This is a genomic window from Amycolatopsis sp. NPDC001319 (genome assembly GCF_042896185.1).
Taxonomy (GTDB): Bacteria; Actinomycetota; Actinomycetes; order Mycobacteriales; family Pseudonocardiaceae; genus Amycolatopsis.
Genome location: NZ_JBIAWY010000007.1, coordinates 375366 through 395024, shown reverse-complemented (window position 1 = coordinate 395024; position 19659 = coordinate 375366). Strand labels below are relative to the sequence as shown.

At 68.9% G+C, this 19659-nt stretch carries 26 protein-coding genes, 1 tRNA gene and 2 pseudogenes; 19 read left to right on the top strand and 10 right to left on the bottom strand.

Annotation, left to right across the window (positions count from 1 at the left end; all coding sequences use genetic code 11):
• The first annotated feature begins 234 nt into the window (after positions 1-234).
• From ACFY1H_RS28350 to ACFY1H_RS28325, 6 genes are all read left to right on the top strand, one after another.
• The gene (locus tag ACFY1H_RS28350) at positions 235-867 is read left to right on the top strand and encodes a hypothetical protein (protein WP_386951197.1); all 633 of its coding nucleotides are present in this window, start codon (positions 235-237) and stop codon (positions 865-867) included.
• Positions 864-1688 carry a hypothetical protein gene (locus tag ACFY1H_RS28345; protein WP_386951194.1) on the top strand — a complete coding sequence of 275 codons (825 nt, stop codon included), beginning with the start codon at positions 864-866 and terminating at the stop codon, positions 1686-1688. The genes ACFY1H_RS28350 and ACFY1H_RS28345 overlap by 4 nt, the downstream gene beginning before the upstream one ends.
• A gap of 26 nt (positions 1689-1714) precedes the next feature.
• Positions 1715-2554: an ATP-binding cassette domain-containing protein gene (locus ACFY1H_RS28340; protein WP_386951192.1), complete on the top strand. Its 840-nt coding sequence runs from the start codon at positions 1715-1717 to the stop codon at positions 2552-2554.
• 7 nt (positions 2555-2561) lie between these two features.
• On the top strand, positions 2562-2936 hold the full coding sequence (locus ACFY1H_RS28335; protein WP_386951189.1) for a DUF2511 domain-containing protein: 375 nt from the start codon (positions 2562-2564) through the stop codon (positions 2934-2936).
• 147 nt (positions 2937-3083) lie between these two features.
• The gene (locus ACFY1H_RS28330) at positions 3084-3716 is read left to right on the top strand and encodes a hypothetical protein (protein WP_386951186.1); all 633 of its coding nucleotides are present in this window, start codon (positions 3084-3086) and stop codon (positions 3714-3716) included.
• 123 nt (positions 3717-3839) lie between these two features.
• The gene (locus ACFY1H_RS28325) at positions 3840-4274 is read left to right on the top strand and encodes a hypothetical protein (protein ID WP_366584768.1); all 435 of its coding nucleotides are present in this window, start codon (positions 3840-3842) and stop codon (positions 4272-4274) included.
• 31 nt (positions 4275-4305) lie between these two features.
• Here ACFY1H_RS28325 and ACFY1H_RS28320 read toward each other — a convergent pair whose 3' ends face one another.
• Positions 4306-5016, bottom strand: a complete 711-nt coding sequence (locus ACFY1H_RS28320) for a hypothetical protein (RefSeq protein ID WP_386951182.1) — start codon at positions 5014-5016, stop codon at positions 4306-4308.
• A gap of 112 nt (positions 5017-5128) precedes the next feature.
• On the opposite strand from ACFY1H_RS28320, the gene ACFY1H_RS28315 reads away from it, so the two are divergent.
• The gene (locus tag ACFY1H_RS28315; protein ID WP_366584772.1) at positions 5129-5932 is read left to right on the top strand and encodes an ABC transporter permease; all 804 of its coding nucleotides are present in this window, start codon (positions 5129-5131) and stop codon (positions 5930-5932) included.
• Between the two features lie 3 nt (positions 5933-5935).
• Positions 5936-6646: an ATP-binding cassette domain-containing protein gene (locus tag ACFY1H_RS28310; RefSeq protein ID WP_366584774.1), complete on the top strand. Its 711-nt coding sequence runs from the start codon at positions 5936-5938 to the stop codon at positions 6644-6646.
• Positions 6647-7232: 586 nt separating this feature from the next.
• Here ACFY1H_RS28310 and ACFY1H_RS28305 read toward each other — a convergent pair.
• On the bottom strand, positions 7233-7574 hold the full coding sequence (locus ACFY1H_RS28305) for a hypothetical protein (protein ID WP_386951179.1): 342 nt from the start codon (positions 7572-7574) through the stop codon (positions 7233-7235).
• Positions 7567-8004 (bottom strand): alpha/beta fold hydrolase, encoded by a 438-nt coding sequence (locus tag ACFY1H_RS28300; protein ID WP_386951176.1) that lies wholly within the window; start codon positions 8002-8004, stop codon positions 7567-7569. The genes ACFY1H_RS28305 and ACFY1H_RS28300 overlap by 8 nt, the downstream gene beginning before the upstream one ends.
• Positions 8005-8111: 107 nt before the next feature.
• Here ACFY1H_RS28300 and ACFY1H_RS28295 point away from each other — a divergent pair.
• Positions 8112-8445 (top strand): annotated as a pseudogene (locus tag ACFY1H_RS28295) (winged helix-turn-helix transcriptional regulator).
• Positions 8446-8500: 55 nt separating this feature from the next.
• A complete protein-coding gene (locus ACFY1H_RS28290) occupies positions 8501-8662 on the top strand; it encodes a hypothetical protein (RefSeq protein ID WP_386951173.1) in 162 nt (53 codons plus the stop codon).
• 36 nt (positions 8663-8698) lie between these two features.
• Here ACFY1H_RS28290 and ACFY1H_RS28285 read toward each other — a convergent pair.
• The 3 genes and pseudogenes from ACFY1H_RS28285 to ACFY1H_RS28275 all read right to left on the bottom strand — a co-directional run.
• Positions 8699-8771 (bottom strand) — tRNA-Arg (locus ACFY1H_RS28285).
• Positions 8772-10330: 1559 nt separating this feature from the next.
• The gene (locus ACFY1H_RS28280) at positions 10331-10726 is read right to left on the bottom strand and encodes a hypothetical protein (RefSeq protein ID WP_386951170.1); all 396 of its coding nucleotides are present in this window, start codon (positions 10724-10726) and stop codon (positions 10331-10333) included.
• Between the two features lie 16 nt (positions 10727-10742).
• A pseudogene (locus tag ACFY1H_RS28275) lies at positions 10743-10919 on the bottom strand (cytochrome b); the annotation flags it as partial.
• A 262-nt stretch (positions 10920-11181) separates the two neighbouring features.
• On the opposite strand from ACFY1H_RS28275, the gene ACFY1H_RS28270 reads away from it, so the two are divergent.
• The 8 genes from ACFY1H_RS28270 to ACFY1H_RS28235 all read left to right on the top strand — a co-directional run bounded on the left by ACFY1H_RS28270 (position 11182) and on the right by ACFY1H_RS28235 (position 15477).
• Positions 11182-11760 carry a VOC family protein gene (locus tag ACFY1H_RS28270; RefSeq protein WP_366584780.1) on the top strand — a complete coding sequence of 193 codons (579 nt, stop codon included), beginning with the start codon at positions 11182-11184 and terminating at the stop codon, positions 11758-11760.
• Complete coding sequence (locus ACFY1H_RS28265; RefSeq protein WP_366584783.1) at positions 11757-12158, top strand: nuclear transport factor 2 family protein; 402 nt, start codon at positions 11757-11759, stop codon at positions 12156-12158. Before ACFY1H_RS28270 ends, ACFY1H_RS28265 begins: the two co-directional genes overlap by 4 nt.
• A complete protein-coding gene (locus ACFY1H_RS28260) occupies positions 12158-12994 on the top strand; it encodes a fumarylacetoacetate hydrolase family protein (RefSeq protein WP_386951166.1) in 837 nt (278 codons plus the stop codon). The genes ACFY1H_RS28265 and ACFY1H_RS28260 overlap by 1 nt, the downstream gene beginning before the upstream one ends.
• A 1-nt stretch (position 12995) precedes the next feature.
• Positions 12996-13634, top strand: coding sequence for a TetR/AcrR family transcriptional regulator (locus ACFY1H_RS28255; protein WP_386951164.1), 639 nt, complete (start codon positions 12996-12998; stop codon positions 13632-13634).
• 165 nt (positions 13635-13799) lie between these two features.
• On the top strand, positions 13800-14066 hold the full coding sequence (locus ACFY1H_RS28250) for an SDR family NAD(P)-dependent oxidoreductase (protein ID WP_386951161.1): 267 nt from the start codon (positions 13800-13802) through the stop codon (positions 14064-14066).
• Entirely contained in the window at positions 14009-14209 is a 201-nt protein-coding gene (locus ACFY1H_RS28245) for a hypothetical protein (protein WP_386951158.1), read from the top strand. Before ACFY1H_RS28250 ends, ACFY1H_RS28245 begins: the two co-directional genes overlap by 58 nt.
• Positions 14185-14520, top strand: coding sequence for an SDR family oxidoreductase (locus ACFY1H_RS28240; protein WP_386951156.1), 336 nt, complete (start codon positions 14185-14187; stop codon positions 14518-14520). Before ACFY1H_RS28245 ends, ACFY1H_RS28240 begins: the two co-directional genes overlap by 25 nt.
• Positions 14521-14562: 42 nt before the next feature.
• Positions 14563-15477 carry an NADP-dependent oxidoreductase gene (locus tag ACFY1H_RS28235; protein WP_366584791.1) on the top strand — a complete coding sequence of 305 codons (915 nt, stop codon included), beginning with the start codon at positions 14563-14565 and terminating at the stop codon, positions 15475-15477.
• A gap of 75 nt (positions 15478-15552) precedes the next feature.
• Here the strand turns inward: ACFY1H_RS28235 and ACFY1H_RS28230 are convergent, their stop codons facing one another.
• From ACFY1H_RS28230 to ACFY1H_RS28215, 4 genes are read right to left on the bottom strand one after another with little or no spacing between them, the layout of a single operon-like run.
• Complete coding sequence (locus tag ACFY1H_RS28230; protein WP_386951153.1) at positions 15553-16047, bottom strand: flavin reductase family protein; 495 nt, start codon at positions 16045-16047, stop codon at positions 15553-15555.
• 20 nt (positions 16048-16067) lie between these two features.
• Entirely contained in the window at positions 16068-16994 is a 927-nt protein-coding gene (locus ACFY1H_RS28225; protein WP_386951150.1) for an alpha/beta hydrolase, read from the bottom strand.
• Positions 16995-17029: 35 nt separating this feature from the next.
• Positions 17030-17632 carry an NADPH-dependent FMN reductase gene (locus tag ACFY1H_RS28220; protein WP_386951148.1) on the bottom strand — a complete coding sequence of 201 codons (603 nt, stop codon included), beginning with the start codon at positions 17630-17632 and terminating at the stop codon, positions 17030-17032.
• A 5-nt stretch (positions 17633-17637) separates the two neighbouring features.
• Complete coding sequence (locus ACFY1H_RS28215) at positions 17638-18087, bottom strand: RidA family protein (protein WP_386951145.1); 450 nt, start codon at positions 18085-18087, stop codon at positions 17638-17640.
• 114 nt (positions 18088-18201) lie between these two features.
• Here ACFY1H_RS28215 and ACFY1H_RS28210 point away from each other — a divergent pair, with 114 nt between their 5' ends.
• Positions 18202-19599 carry an amidohydrolase family protein gene (locus ACFY1H_RS28210; protein WP_386951142.1) on the top strand — a complete coding sequence of 466 codons (1398 nt, stop codon included), beginning with the start codon at positions 18202-18204 and terminating at the stop codon, positions 19597-19599.
• Positions 19600-19659: the final 60 nt, after the last annotated feature.

Here is a 19659-nt window from a genome sequence, read left to right as displayed (position 1 = left end):
GTCCTCGGCACTCACCCCCGTTCCGCTCGCGCTGGCTGGCCGCCCCGCACGGCCGCGCGCACGCCGTCGGGAATTTACGAGAGCCTCGCCGACCCCCACCCACCACAGCACCACCGAACTCACCAGTGCCGCAGTCACACGAAACCGGGACACCGCACCGTCGACACTCACCCCCGCGCTGTCCGTCCTGACCACCCGCCAACTACTCCTGCCCGAACACCGCCGGGAATTCGCGTGAACCACCCGACCCTGCCCCGCTACGTACCAGGTATGGACCACCTCCAGCTGTGGCGTTACGAGGCGAAGCGGGCGGGGCGGCACGTCCTCGCCGCACCGCCCTTGGTTGCTGCGCTGGTGCTGGCCAGTGGGCTCGGCCTGCGGGGTGCCGGGTTCGCCGGCGCGTGGGTAGCGCAGGCGGTGCCACCGTTGGTGGCCGGGGTGGCGGCGGCCGCGGTCGCCGGTGGGGAGCGGGCGGTGGAGCTGCACCTGAGTCTGCCGACGCCGCTGGGCACGACGTTCGCGCGGCGGCTCGGCCTGCTGGGCGCGGCCGTGGTGCTGGGGGCGGTGATCGTGGCGGCCGGGCTGGTGCCGAGTGCCGAGGCGGTCACGCGGTTCGCCACGGTGTGCGCGTTCGGCCTCATGCTCGGTGCGGCGGGCACGTGGGCCGCCGCGGTGCTGCGGTCGGTGGCCGCCGCGTCCACGGTGGTGCTGTGCGCGTGGTTCGCGCAGCTGTTCGTACTCGACCGGTTCTTCTCCGCCCCGGCCGGCCGGATCGGTGCGCTGCTCGTGATCGCGACGCTGTTCGCGGTGCCGGCCGCGCGCCGGATCATCGAGGGCCGGGGCCTGCTCGGCGGGGGACAAGAATGACCACTACCTGGAGTGCAGTACAGGGCTCGGTGCGCTACGAGGCCCGCATGGCCGCGCGTGGACGCGTGCTGTGGCTGTCGCTGCTGCCGCTGACGGCGCTCGCGGTTCTGCTGGCGCTCTCCTCGCCCATGGTGACCGGCATGGCCGATCCCGTGGGCCGCGTCGGGATGACGCTCGTGGTGGTCAACACCTTCGCGGTGGCGGGCCTCGGTGTCGCTCTGGCCGGGCGGCTGAGCCAGCACACCCGGCCCGGCCTCACCGAAGTCCTCGACACAACCCCGGCCGGCCGCACCACGCGCATGGCCGGGAATCTTGCCGGCGCGCTGGCCGTGGCGCTCACACCGATCGCCGGCGTCGTCGTGCTGATCGGCATCGTCGCCAGCGCGCAGGCCGGCTCGGTGGCGCCGGTGGTCAACTCGCTCCTCGGCATCGTGACCATGCTGGTGCCCGCGGCGCTCGCGATCACCACACTCGCCGGCCTGCTCGGACTCCTCATGCCCGTCGTGCTCGCCCGGGTCGTGGTGGTGGCGCTCTGGCTGTGGGCCACCCAGCTCAGCCCGGGATTCGTACCGGTGCCGACCCCGACCGGCACGGTGCTCTCCCCGCTCGGCGGCTACCCGGCCGTCGCGTGGCTCGGCGCGCGGCACGTCTGGGCCGCACGCGGGCGCACCGGCTTCCTCAGCCCGCCCGCGGGCGCCGGGTCGGCCCTGCTGAACATCGCGCTCGTCCTGATGTGCGCAGTGGTGTTCTTCTGCGCGGCGCGGCTGGTGCTGGCCTGGCGAGCGGATCGCCACGACGGACAGGACGGAGCGATCCGGTGAAGATCGTCATCGAGGGACTCACGAAGATGTACCGCCGCGGCGAAGCGGCGCTGGACGGCATCGACCTGCGCCTCGACGAAGGCATGACCGGCCTGCTCGGACCCAACGGCGCCGGCAAGACCACGCTGATGCGCGTCCTCACCGGCATCCTGCACCCGACCGCCGGCCGGGTCCGCGTCGGCGACCACGACCTGGCGACGTCGTCCGGCCGCACCGCCGTGAAACGCATGCTCGGCTACCTGCCGCAGGAGCTGTCGCTGTATCCAGATCTCACCGCCCGCGAATTCCTCGACTACGTCGCGCTCCTCAAAGGCGTTGACGACAAGCACCTTCGCCACACGCAGGTCGACGACCTGCTCGGCCAGGTCGGGCTCGACGAACACCGCGGTCGGCGCATCAGCGGCTTCTCCGGCGGCATGAAACGCCGCCTCGGCATCGCCCAGGCGCTGCTGGGTGATCCGCGGCTGGTGATCGTCGACGAGCCGACCGCAGGGCTCGACCCGCAGGAACGCATGCGGTTCCGCGCTTTGCTCGCGGGGCTCGGTGGAGACCGGATCATGATCCTGTCCACACACATCCTCGACGACGTCGCCCAAACCTGTCCGGAAGTCTGCGTGCTCAGCCAAGGGCGGGTGCTTTACCACGGCACCACCGCCGGCCTCACCGGCGCGGCGGCAGACCGGACTTTTCAGTTGCAGAGCGAAAAGCCGCCGTCCGGTGGCACCGTCGTCAACGCCGTGTCCGGGCCTGGCGGCACCGTGTACCGGCTGGTCGGCACGCCCCCGCCCGGCGCACAACTGGTTGCGCCCACGCTCGAAGACGGTTACGTCGCTCTTCTGCAATCGCACGAGCAGTCGAAAATCTGAGGTGTAAATGTCCAGGATCGCCACTGTGGCCGGCTTCCTCGCCGCCGCGTTCGTGCTCACCGCTTGCGGCTCGGGCACCCGGAACCCGGCCTCGACCAGCGCCGTTCCCCTGCCGCCTCCGACATCGAGCCGGCAAGCGGTCACCCAGGCCAATTTCGGATATTTGTGGCCATTGACCGTCGACAGCGGAACACTCGAATGCCACAGCGCCGACCAGGTGGTCTTCGTCGCATCCGACGGAAAGTCCTATGCGCTCAACGACAAAGCCGCAGCGGCTGGAGTACCGGTGATCGAGCCGTTGCGCAAAGAGGGCAGCACCGGCGGGAAAATCAGCCTGGGCTCCCTGCTCAGCACCGGGGTCGGGCTGTGCGGGAAGCGGTGACCGTGCCCCACCATCCTCGCCCGCCACACCGCCTGCTCAATTCGGGAAAAGCAACTCCACTTTCACTCTAATGAGTCTTGGAGGGGGGTCGTGAAGTGCTATCTTCACTAGTGGTTGATTGACACCCAACAGGACGGGGGGCCTGTGGTGGATGCGTCATACTATCTAGTGATAAAAGCGCACGCCGGGTTACGTTTCAGTCCCGTCGGTAGCCGAGAAGACTGGGCCGGAGCCGGTGTCACGCTCGACTTTCTCGAACCACCATCGTTGGTGGTACTGCCACCGGACGGAACACCGGTTCTGGTTCCGGCGGCGAGCGAACCCGATGTAGCGCTGATCCGGTCGTTGCGGCACAAGGATTGCCTGCGGCAGATCATCGCCGTTGTCGACGACCTCGACGGGCACCAGACGTTTCGCGCGATCGACAGCGGAGCCAGCGCGGTGCTGAACGTCCGGCTGCCACACGAAAAACAGCTCGGCGCAGTTCTCGCCACTTGCTCTGGTCAGCCCCGGCGCGGACCGCGGCTCACGGATGTGCGCGCGCTCGAACCCGCCGCGAACACCGAAGCCGCCGACCCGGAAGATACCGGCCGGCTCATGCGGATGCTGTGCGGCACCAGCAGCATCTCGGCCATCGCGCGCGAGTTCTACTGCTCGGAGCGTTCGATGTACCGCCGGCTTCGCCGGTTGTACGAGCAATTGGGGGTATCCGGGCGTTCCGAGCTGAAATCCCGCATGGCCGACCGGAGCGCGATGCTGGTCGCGGTGGCCCGCCACTGATTCCGGAATCGACCGGACTGCCATGATCGCTTCCGAAGCTGCCACAAGTCGCCGAAGGTGCTGTGCACGCGATGATCACGTCTTCTACTGGACGGGCAACTTCCGCCCGGAAAGGAGAATCCCGTGCAGAATCCCCTTGCCCTGCCCGTCGTCGCGGCGACCGCGATCGCCACCATGGTGCTGCCCGCCGCGACGGCGAGCGCCGCACCGCTCGCGCCGCCGTCGTGCTCGATCAGCGTGGACTACCCCCACGGTTCGCACACGGTGCCCGGCGCGACAAACGTCCACGGTGTGTTCAGCTGCAACACCAAGGTCACCGGCATGACGATCCAGGTGAAGCTGTGGCTGCGCACCGGATACCAGCAGTACCAGCTGGTCGGTGACAGCGGCGTCCAGCGCAATTCCGGCAAGAACCAGATCAAGTCCAACGCCGCCTGGAACCAGTGCCACGACGGCTGGGTCATGCACGGCGAAGCGTTCGGCGTGGCGACGCAGGTGCCCTACCAGCCGGTCACCGCGCACACCAGCGGCAAAGACGTCGACGTCGTCGGCTGCTGAGGTCCCGCGGTGAGGTGCCGGCCCGGGCGCCTCACCGCAGCCGCGGTTCGGTGAGCCAGGCCGTCGATTCGCAGTTCCAGCCACGCAACGCAGACGTGCCACGGTCCGTGGCGATCGGCACGTCCTGCGTGTACACCAGCCCGCGAGCACTCAAGTGCACGGCATCGAAATCCTCGGCGACGGCGAGCCAGTCCACCCGCGGGAACCCGCTGCCGCCCAGCGGGTACTCCGCCAGCAGCACGGCGAAGTCCGCCGCGCGTTCGATGCGGTGGATCCGCGCGGCCGTGAGGTCGACCGTGACCCAGTGCTCGCGACGCGGCGGAACCTCGCCCGCCGCGCGCGTTTCCGGGGTGCCGACCAGGCTTTCGCTCCGCGACCAGCAACTCGTGCCGTCCGGTAAACGGGACGACGTCCACCACGCGCCGCGCGGCTTGTCGTCGAAAACCCTTGTGCTGCCGGGCTCGGGGCGGACCAGCGCCACGCGCGGTGGCTCCGGCGCCACCGAGAAATGGGCCTGCGCCTCGCTGGGTGTCGACTCGGCGAACCAGCCGCCGGACAAGCGGTTCTCGAGCTCCTCGGCCACGGGCCGCGGGTCGACCTCCGGCCCGGCTTCGGGGCCGACCCATTCCGCCGTCGCGGCAATCACCTCGAACAAGTCTACATCGGACAGCTCGACGAGCGGGAGCCCGGCGCGGACGAGCGCACGGCAGACCGCGGAGAACAGCGGGGGCTTCTCGACCATGTCCGCAGGGTACCGGACCACCACGATCGAGTGCCGCGAAAAAGGCGTGAACCACCTCCACCCCTCACCGCTACATACCGGACGACACCGAATTCGGCGGAACGGAGGAGCCATGACTTCCGGCGCGGATGTGCCCGACAAACCGGCGGCGCGGGACCACCCTGCACTGTGGACGGTCGTCGGCACCGAGCTGGCCCGTATGCGGCGGGGATTCCTGCCCTGGTACACGATTCTCGCGCCGATCGCGATCGCCGTGCCGCTCTACCTCGGCTCGCTGTTCTCCCCCGAAGGCGCCTCCGGCGACACCTGGGGCGTGTTCAGCCGGGTGACGCTCGAGTTCTGGGGTGCGCTCGTGCCGATGAGCGCGGGGCTCACGGCGGCGCTGGCCGTGCGCGCGGACAACGAGGCCTGGCGGCTGCTGCTGTCGTACGCGGTGCCGCGGTGGCGGTACTTCGCGGGCAAATTCGGGGCGCTGGCCGTGCTCAACCTGATTTCGAGCACCATCCTCCTGGCCGTTCTCGCGGGCGGAGCGGTGCTGAACGGGCAAGTCGGCGAAGTTCTCGGCACGATCACCGCCGCGGCCTACCTGCCGTGGCTCGCCGGGCTGGCGACGTCGGCGCTGGCACTGCTCGTCTCGGTGCTGTGGGGGCTCGGCCCCGGCATCACCGTCGGCGTGGTCGGGCTGCTCGCCGGCACCCTGACCGCGGACAAGTCCTTCTGGTTTGCGATTCCCGTCGCCTGGCCGATGCGGGTGCTCCTGCCCGTGGCCGGCATCAGCCCCAACGGCATCGCGCTGCCGCCGCACAGCCCGCTCGCCGATCCGGACGTGATCCCCGTGGCCGTGGCCCTGTCCGTCGGGCTGCTGGCCGTCCTGCTGGCCGCCGGGTGCCGGCACCTGAGCCGCAAGGAGGTGTGATCGATGTTGACTCTCGAGATTTCGGGACTGCACAAGCATTACGGCGCGCACCGCGCGCTCGATGGCGTCGACCTGCAGGTGCGGTCGGGTGAGGTCTACGGGCTGCTCGGGCCCAACGGCGCGGGCAAGACCACACTGATGAAAACCGTGCTCGGCCTGCAACGCCCGACCAGCGGCGATATCCGGCTGTTCGGACGGGCGTACGACCGCGGGCTCCTCAGCGACGTGGGTGCGCTCGTCGAGGCCCCGGGCCTGTGGTCGCACCTGAACGCCGTGGCGCACCTGCGCATCCACGCGAAGCTGCGGGGCGTGTCCACGGACTGGATCGAGCCGGTGCTGGCCCAGGTCCAGCTGACCGACGTGCGCACCCGGCGCGTTTCGCAGTACTCACTGGGCATGCGCTGGCGCCTCGGCCTTGCGATCGCCCTCCTGGTGCGGCCGCGATTCATCGTGCTCGACGAGCCGACGAACGGCCTCGACCCCGTCGGAATCCGGGAAATGCGCGCGCTGATCCGGTCGCTGGCCGGATCGGGGGTCACCATCATGATCTCCAGCCACCAGCTGTCGGAGATCGCGCAGATCTGCGACAGCGTCGGCGTTCTCGTCGCGGGCCAGACCCGGTACGAGGGCGAGGTCCAGGGCCTCGCCGTGAACGGCGACCTGGAGGAGGGCTTCTTCCGCATCATCGAAAACGTCGGCGGCGGCGTCCGCTGACCGCACCGGAGCCGGACCCGCCGCGCCGTCCCCCAGGACGCGGCGGGTCCACGCCGGAGCTTGTCGCGTGCGACTGTCCGCTGTGTGATGACGAATTGCGGGGCGTCCTCGAGAATGGCAAGCCGGTCATCATCCTGATGCACGGCGTTGGCGACGCGCTGGACAAGTTCGCGAGCCGCCAGACCACGCGGGGCAAGCCGAACCGGGTTTGCTCCCGCGGCCCCAAGAGCTGCAGTCCTTCGAGAGCACCGGAAAGGTGCTGACCGGCGTGCTCGACCACCTCGGTGGAGCGGCGCCGGCAGTGCTGGGCGGACACTCGCTGGGTCTTGATCGCCGCGCGGATCGCGCTCGACCACCCGGACAAGGTCAAGGGCCTGGTTCTGATGGACGCCACCCCGTCGACGCAGATCGCCGGCTTCGAGCGGATCGTCCCGGCGTCCGCAAACCGGCTGCCGATCCGCGGACGCAGACCATGGCGGCCTTCGAGGGGCCAAGGCCAGAGACGCTCGTCGTCAAGCACGGCGAAGTCCACTGTGCCCGGCCGAGGCGACCCAATACGGGCAGCAGTACCTGGTGCAGGGCCGCACTACGGGACCTGCGATGGAACAGCGTTGGTGGAAGGCTGGCACCGGTGGCCCGGCATTTCTGGCCGCGCCAAGCTGACCGGCAGGCCAGCGGGCACTACATCCGCCGGGAGCGACGACCTCGCGGTGGAGGAGCTCCGGCTCGGAGCCGGGGAACCGTTGGGCTGCACGGCGCGCACGGGGCGCTGCGTGATGCCCGCCGGGGTGGCGCCGACGCAGTGGATGTGGGTGCGCGGGATGCCGTGAAAGGCGGTGTTGTCGAGGTGGGCGGGCTGTTGCAGGCAGCCCACCGGCTGGTCGGAGAGCATCGTGCCCAGCCAGGCCAGATCGGCGAGATCAGTCACGCCGAGGAGACCGTACGGCGCCGGCCGCTCGCACAGCGGCGGGATCCGCCAGCTCGCGGCGCTCGATCAGCTGCTGCGTCATGGGTTGGACGTCGATCGCGGTCTCACCGTCTTCGGGGACCATCGCTTCGAGGTACACCAAATGCGCGGTGAGGTCCGGAATCCGGTTGGCCACCGACGAAATCACCAGTCCCGCGTGGCTGTGGCCGACAAGGACCGCCTCGGTGAGGTCCTCGTGGTCGATCAGCTTGGCGACATCTTCGACATGGGTGTCGAGGCCGACGTCGGGGCTGAGCAGGTGCGCCGTGTCGCCGTAGCCGGTCAGCGAAGGGGCGTGCACCCGATGCCCGGCTGATTCGAGCAGCGGCACCACGCGCTGCCAGCACTCGCCGCTGTGCCAGGCGCCGTGGACCAGCAGAAACGTCGCCATGGTGGGTCCTATGCGCAACTCGATACTGTGTGGGAACCAGTGCGGTGCGTTCGGTCCAGACGGAGCGATAAGGCACTTTCGGGTGCCCCCGTTCCCAAGAGGTAACCATGACCGCGGACGACGAGTGCCGGACCCGCGAGGTGCTGGACATCTTCGGGGACAAGTTGTCGCGGCTCGTCGTGCGCCATCTCAGCGACAGGCCGCCCCGGTTCACTGAGCTCAGGCGCGCCGTCGGCGGTGTCAGCCGGCGCATCGTCACCGTCACCCTGCGTACCGTGGAACGCGACGGGATCCTGGCGCGCCGTCATGCCGCCGCACGTCAGCTACGAGCTCACCGCGATGGGCAAAACCCTCCGTACGGCCGTCCTGCCGCTGCTGGAGTGGAACACCAAGAACCTGCCCCACATCGACCGCGCCCGCACCGAGCACGACACGCAATGAGGTGTCCGCGACGTCTTCCGCCACCATTCGGCCTCCGGCCGAAGGAGCGTGCACGATGGCCTACCCGGAGCATGTGCTGGTCACGAAACCCGCCGCCCGCATCTGCTGGCTTGCGATGGCCAGTGCCATCCCGTTGGCTTCGCGCCGAGACGTCAACACGATCTCTTCCGGCCCGCGAGCCGTCAACGCCTCGCCCGCCACCCCGCGTCTGAGCTGACGAAACCCCTGGTCATACCCATGACCAGGGGTTTTGTGCCCCCGGCAGGATTCGAACCTGCGACACCCGCTTTAGGAGAGCGGTGCTCTATCCCCTGAGCTACGAGGGCATGCGGACGTACCTTAGCACCCCGGGAGCACCACTCCCGAAGCTCAAGCCGCCGCAGCTCAGGCCGATCGCGGGGCCATCGCGGCGAAGGGCAGAGTGATCTACGCCGAATTCGTGGTGGCGACGCCGTCGGCGGCCCCGCGGGCTCGCCCGACAACCACGACGTCGGACGTGCGGTAACGACCCTCGACGGTCGAGGCGGTAACGCGGTCGTCGGGCTCTCGGCGAGGTCGACTTCGGGCATCCTCCTGCGGCGGTTGCTCGGTCCAGCCGAACAAAGTCGTGCCATTCAGGTCCACCCCGGCCTCGGCGGCGATGCCTTTGTCCGCCGTAGGCACGCGGCGGATATCAGGGATCGATTGGCGCGGGTCAGCGAAACACCGTGAGCCTCAGCCTTGACAGCCTCCGGGGACAGGTCGGATTCAAGCCAGGCCCAGGGTGATCGTGACCACTGCCCTGGGCAGGAGCAGACGTTAGGCCGTCTCCTCCGCGGCGACGTCCTCGGCGTGAACAGCAGCATCGCCAGCAAAGTCGTGGTGTGGCAGAAGTAGGTAGAGGGAGACCAAGACGTCCGCTTCCGCCGGCGGCTCCGTGACGCACCACCGCGGCGATTGGTCGTGGAACCGTTCCGCGGTCAGCGCTACGGCCGGTCCGCCTCGACGCGACATTCGGGGAAGTACGCGTGACAAGGACGAAGATGCCGACCTGTCGTGCGGACTCATACAAGCAGGGTGGGCGGCGCATCGCCGGCATTGATCAAGGTGCGGGAAACTGAGTTCGCCCGTTGGACACCGAGGGCACGCGGTCGTGGTATTACCTCGACGAAACAGGGCCGCAGGTGCTCGGTCTGGTCGAATGCACGTACGGGCGCCCGCAGTCGGGCCCGGCCCCACCGGGAAACTGGCCACTCGACCCACTGGTGGAAGACGGGTTGTCTCGGTCGAGACAATCTGAAGCTCCTCGTGGACCCGCCGAGCAGCCTGTAGCTGAGCGGCGCCCAGCACGAAGGTGGGATCAACGACGACCGAGCGGTCGCTCACCGATCACTCAACCCGATCCACGTAGGCAACGTGACGTTCAGCGAATACCAGATAACGGAGTAGGGCATGACGCTGCATGGTCGGGGCAGGTACGTGACGACCATGTCTACCTACAAAGCGTTGGACATCGCGCAGATCCACCGCTCCAGAATTCGACACACCAAGCCTCACGGACACGCCAACGGAGTATCGTAACGTCCACTGGCGGTTTTTTCACATTTCCCGACTTGGACGCCCCCAACTTTGCAGGCGCACCAATTACTTTTGAATGCCGTCAATCACGGATCGAACGTTCGCCGCAGTGGGATGCACCTGCCCGTACGACGAGATTAAATTCGTAAGCACCGGCGGCGAGGTGCACATTCCAATCTGTCGGCGTAGTTCCGTTGGCCGCGGATCCCGATCGCCATATACTGTCAGTTCGTCGGCAAGAAGCGCCCCCGCGACATCAACAGCATTGTCGAACTCTCCCAGCGATGCACAACAGAGAGCTTGCTGGAACCGACAACGTAACACGAACTCATCGGGTGATGCCGAGCCGGTGTAGCTCTACGATGGCGATGCGCTGCTTCAGCGGAACCACGTCGTCGTCGAGAATGGCCGAGCGATGGTCGCCTGGGACTGCGTAAAGTCTCCGCGCAAGAGGTTGGCGACAGACCAGCTGAAGCTCGCCGACGGCCTGGGCGCCCTGCTCACAAAAGATCCCCTCCACGGCCACCGTACGGTGATCTAGTCGTCGATGGGGAAGGAAACGTTTCCCGTCGTTCGGCTCGTCGGTTCCGTGGAAGAGGCCGTCTCCCAGCTGCAGGGCCAGGGCAGCACGAAGGTCGGTGGTGTGCCGCAGACCGGAGGCGAAGGTTTCCAACCGTGGGAACAACTCGCCGAGCCGGCGATGCCGGCCCCGATCGAGGACCACGCTCGGAGCGAGTTGTTAACAGCAGCAGCATTCCGATCGCGCCGGGGAAGAACACGGCCGGGATCGTGTAGTTCCCGAGGTAGAGCTCCCAGGCGGGCCAGATGCGCAGCAGGCCGTCGGCCCACGCCAAGTACCAGTCGGGTTGCGAACCGGCCGAGACCTGCGACGGGTTGTACGGGCCGATGTTCCAGATCTCAGGACGTGCGCACGGTCGTCGAGTTTGCCGGGCCGGTGGTGCGCCACTAACCCCGACGTGGCTCGCGGTGCGGCGCTCGGATCACCTGATCGAGGTGCTCGACATCGCGACCGGAGCGGTGCTGCGCCGCGGTGAAACCGGTGGCTGACCAGGTCGAACGTCGATCCACACTCGCCCAGCAACAGTGGCGACGCGAACTTGACTTGGAGTCAAGTCAGTCTTAGCTTCAGGGGATCGAACCGACCTCGGAGGAGGAAACGTGGCTTCACCGGCGAAGCTCTCCCACGTCGTCCTGTACAGCAGGCAGGTGCCGGCGATGCGGGACTGGTACGTGAAGACCCTCGACGGCCGGGTGGTGCACGAGACGCCCGGCATGGTTTTCGTGACCTACGACGACGAGCACCACCGCATCGCGGTCGCGGACCCGACGTCTGCGATGGCCGACGGGGAGGTCGCGGCGCTGCTGGGCGGCCCGAAGACGGAGCTGTCGGCCGAGGAGCTGGCGGCGCTGCCGTTGCACGGGCTGGCGCACGTGGCGTTCACCTACGGCAGCCTGCGGGAGCTGCTCGAGACGTGGGAACGCCTTGACGCCGAGGGGGTGCGGCCGCTGCAGGCTGTCAACCACGGGCCGACGACGTCGGTCTACTACGCCGATCCCGACGGCAACCAGATCGAACTCCAGATCGACAACTTCCCGACCACCGAGGAGGGCACGGCCTTCATGCAGTCCGAAAGCTTCGCGCGCAATCCGTTCGGAGTGGTCTTCGACCCCGCCGCACTGCTCACCGAGCTGCGCGCGGGGAAGACCGAGGCCGAGCTGACGGTGCCGACGTGGTGAGCGAGGCGCGGTTCGCGTGCGAGGACGTGGTGCGCACGTCGTTCCGGCTCATCGACGAGGGCCACGCGAGCGAGTCGGCCGAGTGCTACACCGCCGACGCGACGCTGGTGATGACCAGTACGAAGGAGATCCGCGCGGAGGGCGCGCAGATCCGCGAGGCCATGCGCCGCCGGGAGCAGGAGGACCGGCCGACGCTGCACGTGGTGTCGCCGTCGTGGTTCGACCTCGACGGCGACCGCGCCGAATGCCGCTGCGACCTGCAGGTGTACGCCCTCAGCGACCCGGCCGCGCCGCCGCACCTGCGGACGGTGAGCCGCGTCCACGACGTCCTGACCCGCGAAGCGGGCCGCTGGCGCATCGCCGAACGCCGCATCACCGTGCTGGCCGGGGGCGCCTGATGCGGCTCTACCGGACCACGCAGGGGCTGGCCCGTGGCGAGGGCGACGAGCTGCTGTTGCTCGACGCACCGCACCACGACGTCGCCGAGCTCCTGGTGGACAAGGCGCAGAACGCGCCCGTGCGGGGCCGGGTGCCGCTGTCGGAGGCAACGCTGCTCGCGCCCGTGGCGCAGCCGAAGACCGTGGTGATCGTCGGGGCCAACTACGCCGGGCACATCGCGGAAGCGGGCCTGAAAGTCCCGGCCACACCGGCGTTTTTCCCGATCACGCCGGGGCCGGAGCTGTTCATCGGGACCGGGAAGCCGATCGTCCTGCCGGCCGAGGCGCCGGATCGGGTCGACTACGAAGCCGAGCTCGCCGTCGTCCTCGGGGCGCCGGCGCAAGACGTCCGAGCCAGGGACGCGGCCGGGTACATCGCGGGGTTCACCGTCGCCAACGACGTGTCGGCGCGCGACGTCCAGTTCCGCGGGATGCGCGACGGTGCCGTCGTCGACCTGTCGCTTCTCCAGCGCGCCAAGGGATTCCCGACGTTCAAGCCACTCGGCCCCACGCTCGTGACGCCGGACGAGCTCGGCGAAGACGTCGCCGTCACCACCCGGGTGAACGGCGTGCTCAGGCAACAGGGGCGCACGAGTGAGATGCTGTTCCCGGTGGCCGAGCTCGTCGCGGCCGTTTCGGCGAAGGTCCCGCTCGCGGCGGGAGACGTCATCCTCACCGGAACGCCCGCCGGCGTCGCACTCGCGTCGGGTGAGTACCTGCGGGCGGGTGACGTCGTCGAGGTGAGTGTGGAGGGGATCGGCAGCCTGCGCAACGAGGTGAGCACAGGAGGCAGCTGACATGAGTTCCGAGAAGCGCACGGCGCCGCCCCGCGGGCAGCGGCGCGCGGCGCTGATCGAGGTTGCCGCCGACCTGTTCGCCCGCAAGCCCTACGACGAGATCTACATCAGCGAGATCGCCGAGGCCGCGGGCGTCGCGCACGGGCTGTTGTTCTACCACTTCAAGGACAAGCGCGGCCTGTACCTCGCGGTGCTGCAGCAGGCGCTCGACGAGCTCATCGAGCTGCACCGCCCCCGCGACGACGAAGACACGCGCGAGCAACGCATGCGCGGCCTGCTGCGCCGCCACATCGAGTACCGGCGCGCGCACGTCCACACCATGCTCGCGTTCATCCGCGCCGGCGGGCAGGACCCGGAGGTGGACGAGCTCTTCGAACGCGCCCGCCGCGCCGGCGCCGAGTTCGTGGTCGACCTGCTGGGCCTCACCACGGAACCGCCGCCGCGCGTGCGCGTCGCGATCCGCGGCATCATGGGCATGCTCGACGAAACCACGCTCGACTGGCTCACCCACGACTGCGACGTGCCCGCCGCCGAGCTCGAAAACCTCGTGTACGACGCGGTTGTCGCCATTCTCGCCACGGTTTCGTCGGCGCACCCCGAGCTGGGCGACGTGGTCGCGGAGCTGCACGCGGCCGCCTGATGGGTACCCACGCCAAGGAGCGGCGCGTGAACTCTCCGGGCGGGTAAATCTGGACCTCCAGGGGAAATTCGCTCCGGCGAGCGCAAGCGTTCCGGGGTCGGCGGCAGATTTCCCACGGCACCTCGCGATGAGCCACCGCGAGGTCGAAGGTGGGCCGGAGGAATCATGAGTCTCGACGGAAAAGCAGCGCTCGTCACGGGTGCCTCGAGCGGAATCGGCAAAGGCGTCGCGGAACGGCCGGCCAAGGACGGCGCCCGGGTGATCGTCGCCCATCATCCGGCCCAGCGGGGGCAGGCCGAGGAGGTGGTAAACGGCATCGCCGCCACGGTGGCACCGCGATCACAGCGGCGGCCGACGTCGCCGACGCCGCACAAGTGCGGGGCCTGTTCGACGTCGCCGAGACGGAGTTCGACGGGGTGGACATCGTCGTGAGCAACGCGGCCGACTACCGCTTCAAGAGCTTGGCCGGCAGCACCGACGAGGACTTCGACACCGTTTTCGCCACCAACACCCGCGCCGGCTTCGTGGCCATGCGGAGTCGGCGCTCCGCATGCGGACCGGCGGGCGAATCGTGATGATCTCCGCGGGGCTCACGCTCATGCCCACGGCCGGCACGGCTCTCGACGCGTCGAGCAAAGCGGCCCTCGACCACCTCGTCCGGGTGGCGGCCGTCGAGCTCGGGCCCAAGCACATCACCGTGAACAGCGTGCTGCCCGGCATGGTCAGGACTCCCTCGACGGCGCACTTCTCCGACGAGGAGATCGCCGCCGAAGCCCAGAGCACCCCGCTCGGCCGCATCGGCCGACATCGCGGACGTCGTGGCCTTCCCGGTCTCCCACGACGCCCGCTGGGTCACGGGGCAGCGCATCAGCGCCGGTGGCGGTAAGTTCTGACCACCACGGTCCTTCTCCTGCAGAGGCTGGGAACCATGAAAGCCATCACCGTCCAGGATCGCACCGCCGGCGTCGGCGGCATGTCCCTTGTGGACCGTCCCCATCCGCACGCCGCGGAGAACGACGTGATCGTGCGGGTGCACGCGGCCGGCTTCACGCCCGGCGAGCTGGAGTGGCCCGGCACGTGGACCGACCGCGCCGGGCGGGACCGGACGCCGAGCGTGCCCGGGCACGAGCTGTCCGGGGTGGTGGCCGAGCTCGGGTACGGCACGACCGGGCTCACGGTGGGGCAACGCGTGTTCGGGCTCGCCGACTGGACGCGCGACGGGTCACTCGCCGAGTTCACGGCCGTGGAGGCGCGCAACCTCGCGCCGCTGCCTGCCGACATCGACCACTCCGTCGGCGCGGCGCTGCCGATCTCCGGGCTGACAGCGTGGCAGGCGCTGTTCGACCACGGCCGGCTCGAGCCCGGGCAGACGGTGCTGGTCCACGGCGCCGCGGGCGGCGTCGGGTCGATCGCCGTGCAGCTCGCGCGGGAGGCGGGGGCGACCGTGATCGGCACCGGGCGGGCGCACAACCGCGAGGCGGCCCTCGATCTCGGCGTGCACTCGTTCGTGGACCTGGAGGCCGACCGGCTGGAAGACGTCGGTGAGGTCGACCTGGTGCTGGACGTGTTCGGCGGGGACACCGGGGACCGTTCGGCCGGGATCGTCCGCGCCGGCGGGACGCTGGTGACCATCGCGGGACCGCCCAACGCGTGGCCGCGGGACGGGCGCGCCGTCTTCTTCGTGGTCGAAGCCGATCGGGCAAGGCTGGCCGACCTGGCGCAACGGGTCCGCGACGGACGGCTCCGGGTGCTCGTCGGTGCCGTTCACCCGCTGGCGGAAGCCGCGACCGCGTTCGCACCGGGCCGGCGCAGCCAGGGAAAAACGATCATCCGCACCAGCTGAGCCGGCGTGAACGCGCGGGATCAAGCGCGTTCACGCCGAATTTTGCAATCGTTTGCAAACTGGCACGGAAAAACTTCACGCACTCTGGGCCAGCAACGAATGCGTGCCGAACGTCCGCGAGTGGTACGTCAGCGGAGCCGCCGTGGCCGTGGAAGCCGAGACGACCTGTCCGAAAAGGACGATGTGGTCACCGCCTTCGACCTCCTGGCTCAGCGTGCACGCCAGCCATCCGGGAACGCCCGCCAGCCGGGGCAGTCCGTTGTCGTGCTGCCAGTCGACGCCGGCGAACTTCTCCCCCATTTCGAGCTTCTTCGCGAACGACCGTGCCGTCTCGGCCTGTGCCGCACCGAGGACGTTCACTCCGAAGCGCTGCGACTTCCGGATCAGACCCAGGAGCCGCGACGTTTTGTCCAGCGACACCAGCACCATCGGCGGGTCCATGGACAGCGAGGTGAACGCGCTGACCGTCGTCCCGTGCGGCGCGCCCTCGTGGAACGCGGTCACCACCGAGACCGGGGTGGCGACTCCCGCCATGACCTCGCGAAAGTCGTTCTGCAACTGCGTGAGCATGCTACCTCCTTGTGGCACGGCTAACGTCGGTCGAAAAGATCCACAATGGACTCGGTGAGATCACCGCGGTCATCGGCGAGCGCGTCGAGCTCGTCGAAGTGGTTGAATCCGGGCCGCGGCAGACAGCGAACGTCCAGGCCGTGCGCCTTCGCCGCGGCGAAGTAGTCGGTGGACTGGCGCACGAACTCCGCCGTCTGCTCCGTGCCGTAGGTGATCACCAGCGGCGGCATCGTCTCCGGCAGCGCGAGCACCGGACTGTTACGCAGCACCTGATCCGCCGTCAGCCGCAGATCGGTCTGCACCGAGGTGAACGGCAGCGGCCGCAGGTCGAACAGGCCGCTGATCGCGCACCCGCCCTTGATCACCGACGGATCGATGCCGTAGTTCTCGGCCCAGCGCGTGGCCAGCACCATCGCAACGCCGTGCCCGCCGGCCGAATGCCCGGCGACCACCACCCGCCGCGGATCCGCGCCGTACGAGGCGATCGAGCGCACCGTCCACGCGACCGCCGCGCGCTCCTGCCGGACGATCTCGTCGAGCGACACCGCCGGGCACAGCGAATACGTCGGGACCACCACGGTCACCCCGCGCGCCACCAGGCCGGCCGCGGCGAAGCTGAACTCCGCCGACGTCAGCGCCCGCCAGTACCCGCCGTGCAAGAACACCACCACGGGCGCGCCCGGCGAACCGGGGAACACGTCGAGCCGCTCGTCGACGGTCGGGCCGTAGGGGATGTCGAGGAAACACTTGAGCCGGCCGCGGGTCTCGGCACTGCGGGCGACGAAACTCGCGGCCACCGCGGGGAAGTCGGGCACCGTCCACTCGATGTCGTACTCGCGCGTCAGCTCACCCGCGTCGGTGAACCGGCGCCCGCTCGGGGCGAGGTAGAGCGTTTCACCGGTCGGACGGACGCCCGGCGGCGCACCGAGGTCGGGCGGACTGTCCACAAGGCACCATCCCTTCGTCGGAATCTTCAGGAGCGTCAGAAAACGAATTCCCGTTCCCGCGGGTCGAGGCCACGCGCCTTGGTGCTCCGTGTGAATTCCACGAAGTCGGACAGGAACCGGCGAAGCAGCGCCCGGACTTCCTCGTCCTTCAGGTTTCCCTCGTCGTCGAACTTCATCTTGCCCAGGCCGACTGCGACCTCCGGCCGGCCCATCAGCATCGCGTCGAAGAACAGCAGGGCACCGCGCAACGCCGACTGGCCACGCAGCGTGCCGCCGGTGCCGATGCTCGCGCCGACCAGGCCGATCGGCTTGAACCGCAGGCAGTTGAACGGGGGCGGGAAAGAGAGCCAGTCGAGCAGGTTCTTGAACGCGCCCGGCACGCTGTTGCAGTACTCCGGCGTCGCGATCACGAGGCCGTCCGCCGCGCGCACCTGCTCCGCGACGGCCCGCACCACCGCGGGCGGCTGCCCGTCTTCGAGGAGGTCGACGTTGAGGTTCGGTACCTCGCTCCAGTCGCCGAGGAGGTCGAGGGTGACGCCGGCGGGTGCCTCGTCAGCGAGGGCTTTGAGCAGCCCGTGGTTGTAGGAGCCGGAACGAAGGCTGCCGCAAATTCCGAGTAGGCGAAGATCTTTGGTCATGAGAATCAGCCGCTCTGATCCAGGACCACGGGACCAGAACGAGCTGGCACGGCCGCGATCGCGTTGACTTCGAAATGAAGACCCCTGGGCACGAGACGGGAAACCTCGACTGTGGTCGAAGTAGGCATCACGGGGAACAGTTCGCGCATCACGGTCGTGACGATCGCATTGTCCCGTTCGACATCGGTCAGGAACTTGGTGAGGGAAACTACGTGCTCCAGGCCCGCTCCCGCAAGCTCCAGAACCCTTGCGAGATAGCGGAAAGCCCGGCGCACCTCGGCTTCGACCTCCGGTGAGTCGTCGTCGCCGTCTGGTACACCCGGACACCCCGCGACGAAAACGAGTTCGCTGCCCGGCGAAATCCGGATCGCCGGTGTGAACGGCAAACCGGGAGTGCGGAAGATTTCGGAAGCGTCGCCATAGGACGTGAACGCTGGAGATCGAGTGTCGTGCACGACGGTGCACCTTTCGTCTTACAAACGTTTGCAGTACTATAAGCAGGCGTTCCGGACCCGTCAAGCAACGATTCAGCCGACGGCGGCGCACCACATCCAAGGAGGCATCAGCCCGTGAAGAAGACCTTGCTCAAAGGCGGCTCGGTCCTGACGATGGACCCGGCGCTCGGCGATTTCCGCGGCGACGTGCTGATCGGCGACGACAGGATCCTCGACGTGGCACCGAAGATCGACGAGATCGAGGTCGACGAGATCATCGACGCCGCCGATTCGATCGTGCTGCCCGGACTCGTCGACTGCCACAACCACATGTGGCAGGCCCCCATCCGCGGCCTCGCCTCGAACTGCTGGGGCCGCGAGTACTTCGGTGTCATCCACCCCCTCGCCGGCCGCTACCGCCCGCAGGACATGCACGACGCGACGTTCGGCGCCGGCGCGGAGCTGCTGCTCAACGGGGTGACCACGGTGTTCGACTTCTGCCACGCCACCAACTCGCCCGAACACGCCGAGGCGTCGCTGGAAGCACTGGAAGCCGTGGGAATCCGGGCCGTGTTCGGGTTCTGCTTCCGGCCGCGGCCCGAAGCGGGCACCAGCTCGTTCGACACCCTCGACGAGCGCATCGCCGTGCTGCAACGGCTCGCGAATGCCCGCGCCACCACCGACCGCGTGCAGCTCGGCGTCGCGCTGAACAACATCGACCACGTCTCGCTCGAAGCGCACGCCCGCGAGGTCAAGGCCGCCCGCGAGATCGGGCTCGTCTCCACGCTGCACTCCAACCTGCAGGGCCAGGTCACCTCGTCGCACGAGCTCGGCCTGCTCGGCCCCGATGTCCTCTGGGTGCACGCCGGCCCGGCGACCGACGCCGAGCTCACGATGCTGCGCCAGAACGGCGGCACGATCGTCAGCACGCCCCAGATCGAGGCCGGGCACATGGGCGTGGTCCCGATGATCGGGCGCGCGGTGCAACAGGGAGTACCGCTCGTCTTCGGCGTCGACGCGACCGCCGCCGTGAGCGGTGATTTCCTCACCCACCTCAGGATCGGCCACGCGCTCAGCCGCCTCACCGAGGTGATGGCCGAACGCCAGGTCGGCCGTTCCGGTGTCCGGACACCGACCTTCCCCTCGATCGACGCGCCCGCGTTGCTGCGCATGGCCACCCTCGACGCGGCCCGCGCGCTCGGCCTCGACGACCGCGTCGGCAGTCTCACCCCGGGCAAGCAGGCCGACGTCCTCGTGCTGCGGACAGGCCCCTTCGGACTCGCCGCGAGCTCCGTGGCCGACCACGTGGTTTTCCAGGCGTCCGCGCGCGACATCGACCTCGTGTTCGTGGACGGCGTCCCCCGCGTCCGGGCTGGCGCCCTCGCGGGCGTGTCCCTGCCCGAATTGCGCGCCCGCCTGGACGGAGTGCGCGACTGGGTCCTCGGCCGCGCCCCGGGCAGCCACTGGACCGAGCTGACCGCCGAAGACCGCAAGCGCTACGAAGAAGGTCAGGGCAAGGCCACCCCGGCCTGACGGGGCCCGCGCGGCGGCTGAAATTCGTGTCCGGGTGCACCGGACAACAACACGAACCCG

What these genes read in the sequence shown, in the direction of transcription:
- ACFY1H_RS28240 (WP_386951156.1), top strand. Translation starts at nt 14,185, where the DNA reads ATGCGGACCGGCGGGCGAATCGTGATGATCTCCGCGGGGCTCACGCTC.
- ACFY1H_RS28290 (WP_386951173.1), top strand. Translation starts at nt 8,501, where the DNA reads ATGGCCTACCCGGAGCATGTGCTGGTCACGAAACCCGCCGCCCGCATC.
- ACFY1H_RS28220 (WP_386951148.1), bottom strand. Translation starts at nt 17,632, where the DNA reads ATGACCAAAGATCTTCGCCTACTCGGAATTTGCGGCAGCCTTCGTTCC.
- ACFY1H_RS28310 (WP_366584774.1), top strand. Translation starts at nt 5,936, where the DNA reads ATGTTGACTCTCGAGATTTCGGGACTGCACAAGCATTACGGCGCGCAC.
- ACFY1H_RS28255 (WP_386951164.1), top strand. Translation starts at nt 12,996, where the DNA reads ATGAGTTCCGAGAAGCGCACGGCGCCGCCCCGCGGGCAGCGGCGCGCG.
- ACFY1H_RS28250 (WP_386951161.1), top strand. Translation starts at nt 13,800, where the DNA reads ATGAGTCTCGACGGAAAAGCAGCGCTCGTCACGGGTGCCTCGAGCGGA.
- ACFY1H_RS28300 (WP_386951176.1), bottom strand. Translation starts at nt 8,004, where the DNA reads ATGGCGACGTTTCTGCTGGTCCACGGCGCCTGGCACAGCGGCGAGTGC.
- ACFY1H_RS28345 (WP_386951194.1), top strand. Translation starts at nt 864, where the DNA reads ATGACCACTACCTGGAGTGCAGTACAGGGCTCGGTGCGCTACGAGGCC.
- ACFY1H_RS28230 (WP_386951153.1), bottom strand. Translation starts at nt 16,047, where the DNA reads ATGCTCACGCAGTTGCAGAACGACTTTCGCGAGGTCATGGCGGGAGTC.
- ACFY1H_RS28260 (WP_386951166.1), top strand. Translation starts at nt 12,158, where the DNA reads ATGCGGCTCTACCGGACCACGCAGGGGCTGGCCCGTGGCGAGGGCGAC.
- ACFY1H_RS28315 (WP_366584772.1), top strand. Translation starts at nt 5,129, where the DNA reads ATGACTTCCGGCGCGGATGTGCCCGACAAACCGGCGGCGCGGGACCAC.
- ACFY1H_RS28320 (WP_386951182.1), bottom strand. Translation starts at nt 5,016, where the DNA reads ATGGTCGAGAAGCCCCCGCTGTTCTCCGCGGTCTGCCGTGCGCTCGTC.
- ACFY1H_RS28235 (WP_366584791.1), top strand. Translation starts at nt 14,563, where the DNA reads ATGAAAGCCATCACCGTCCAGGATCGCACCGCCGGCGTCGGCGGCATG.
- ACFY1H_RS28335 (WP_386951189.1), top strand. Translation starts at nt 2,562, where the DNA reads ATGTCCAGGATCGCCACTGTGGCCGGCTTCCTCGCCGCCGCGTTCGTG.
- ACFY1H_RS28340 (WP_386951192.1), top strand. Translation starts at nt 1,715, where the DNA reads ATGTACCGCCGCGGCGAAGCGGCGCTGGACGGCATCGACCTGCGCCTC.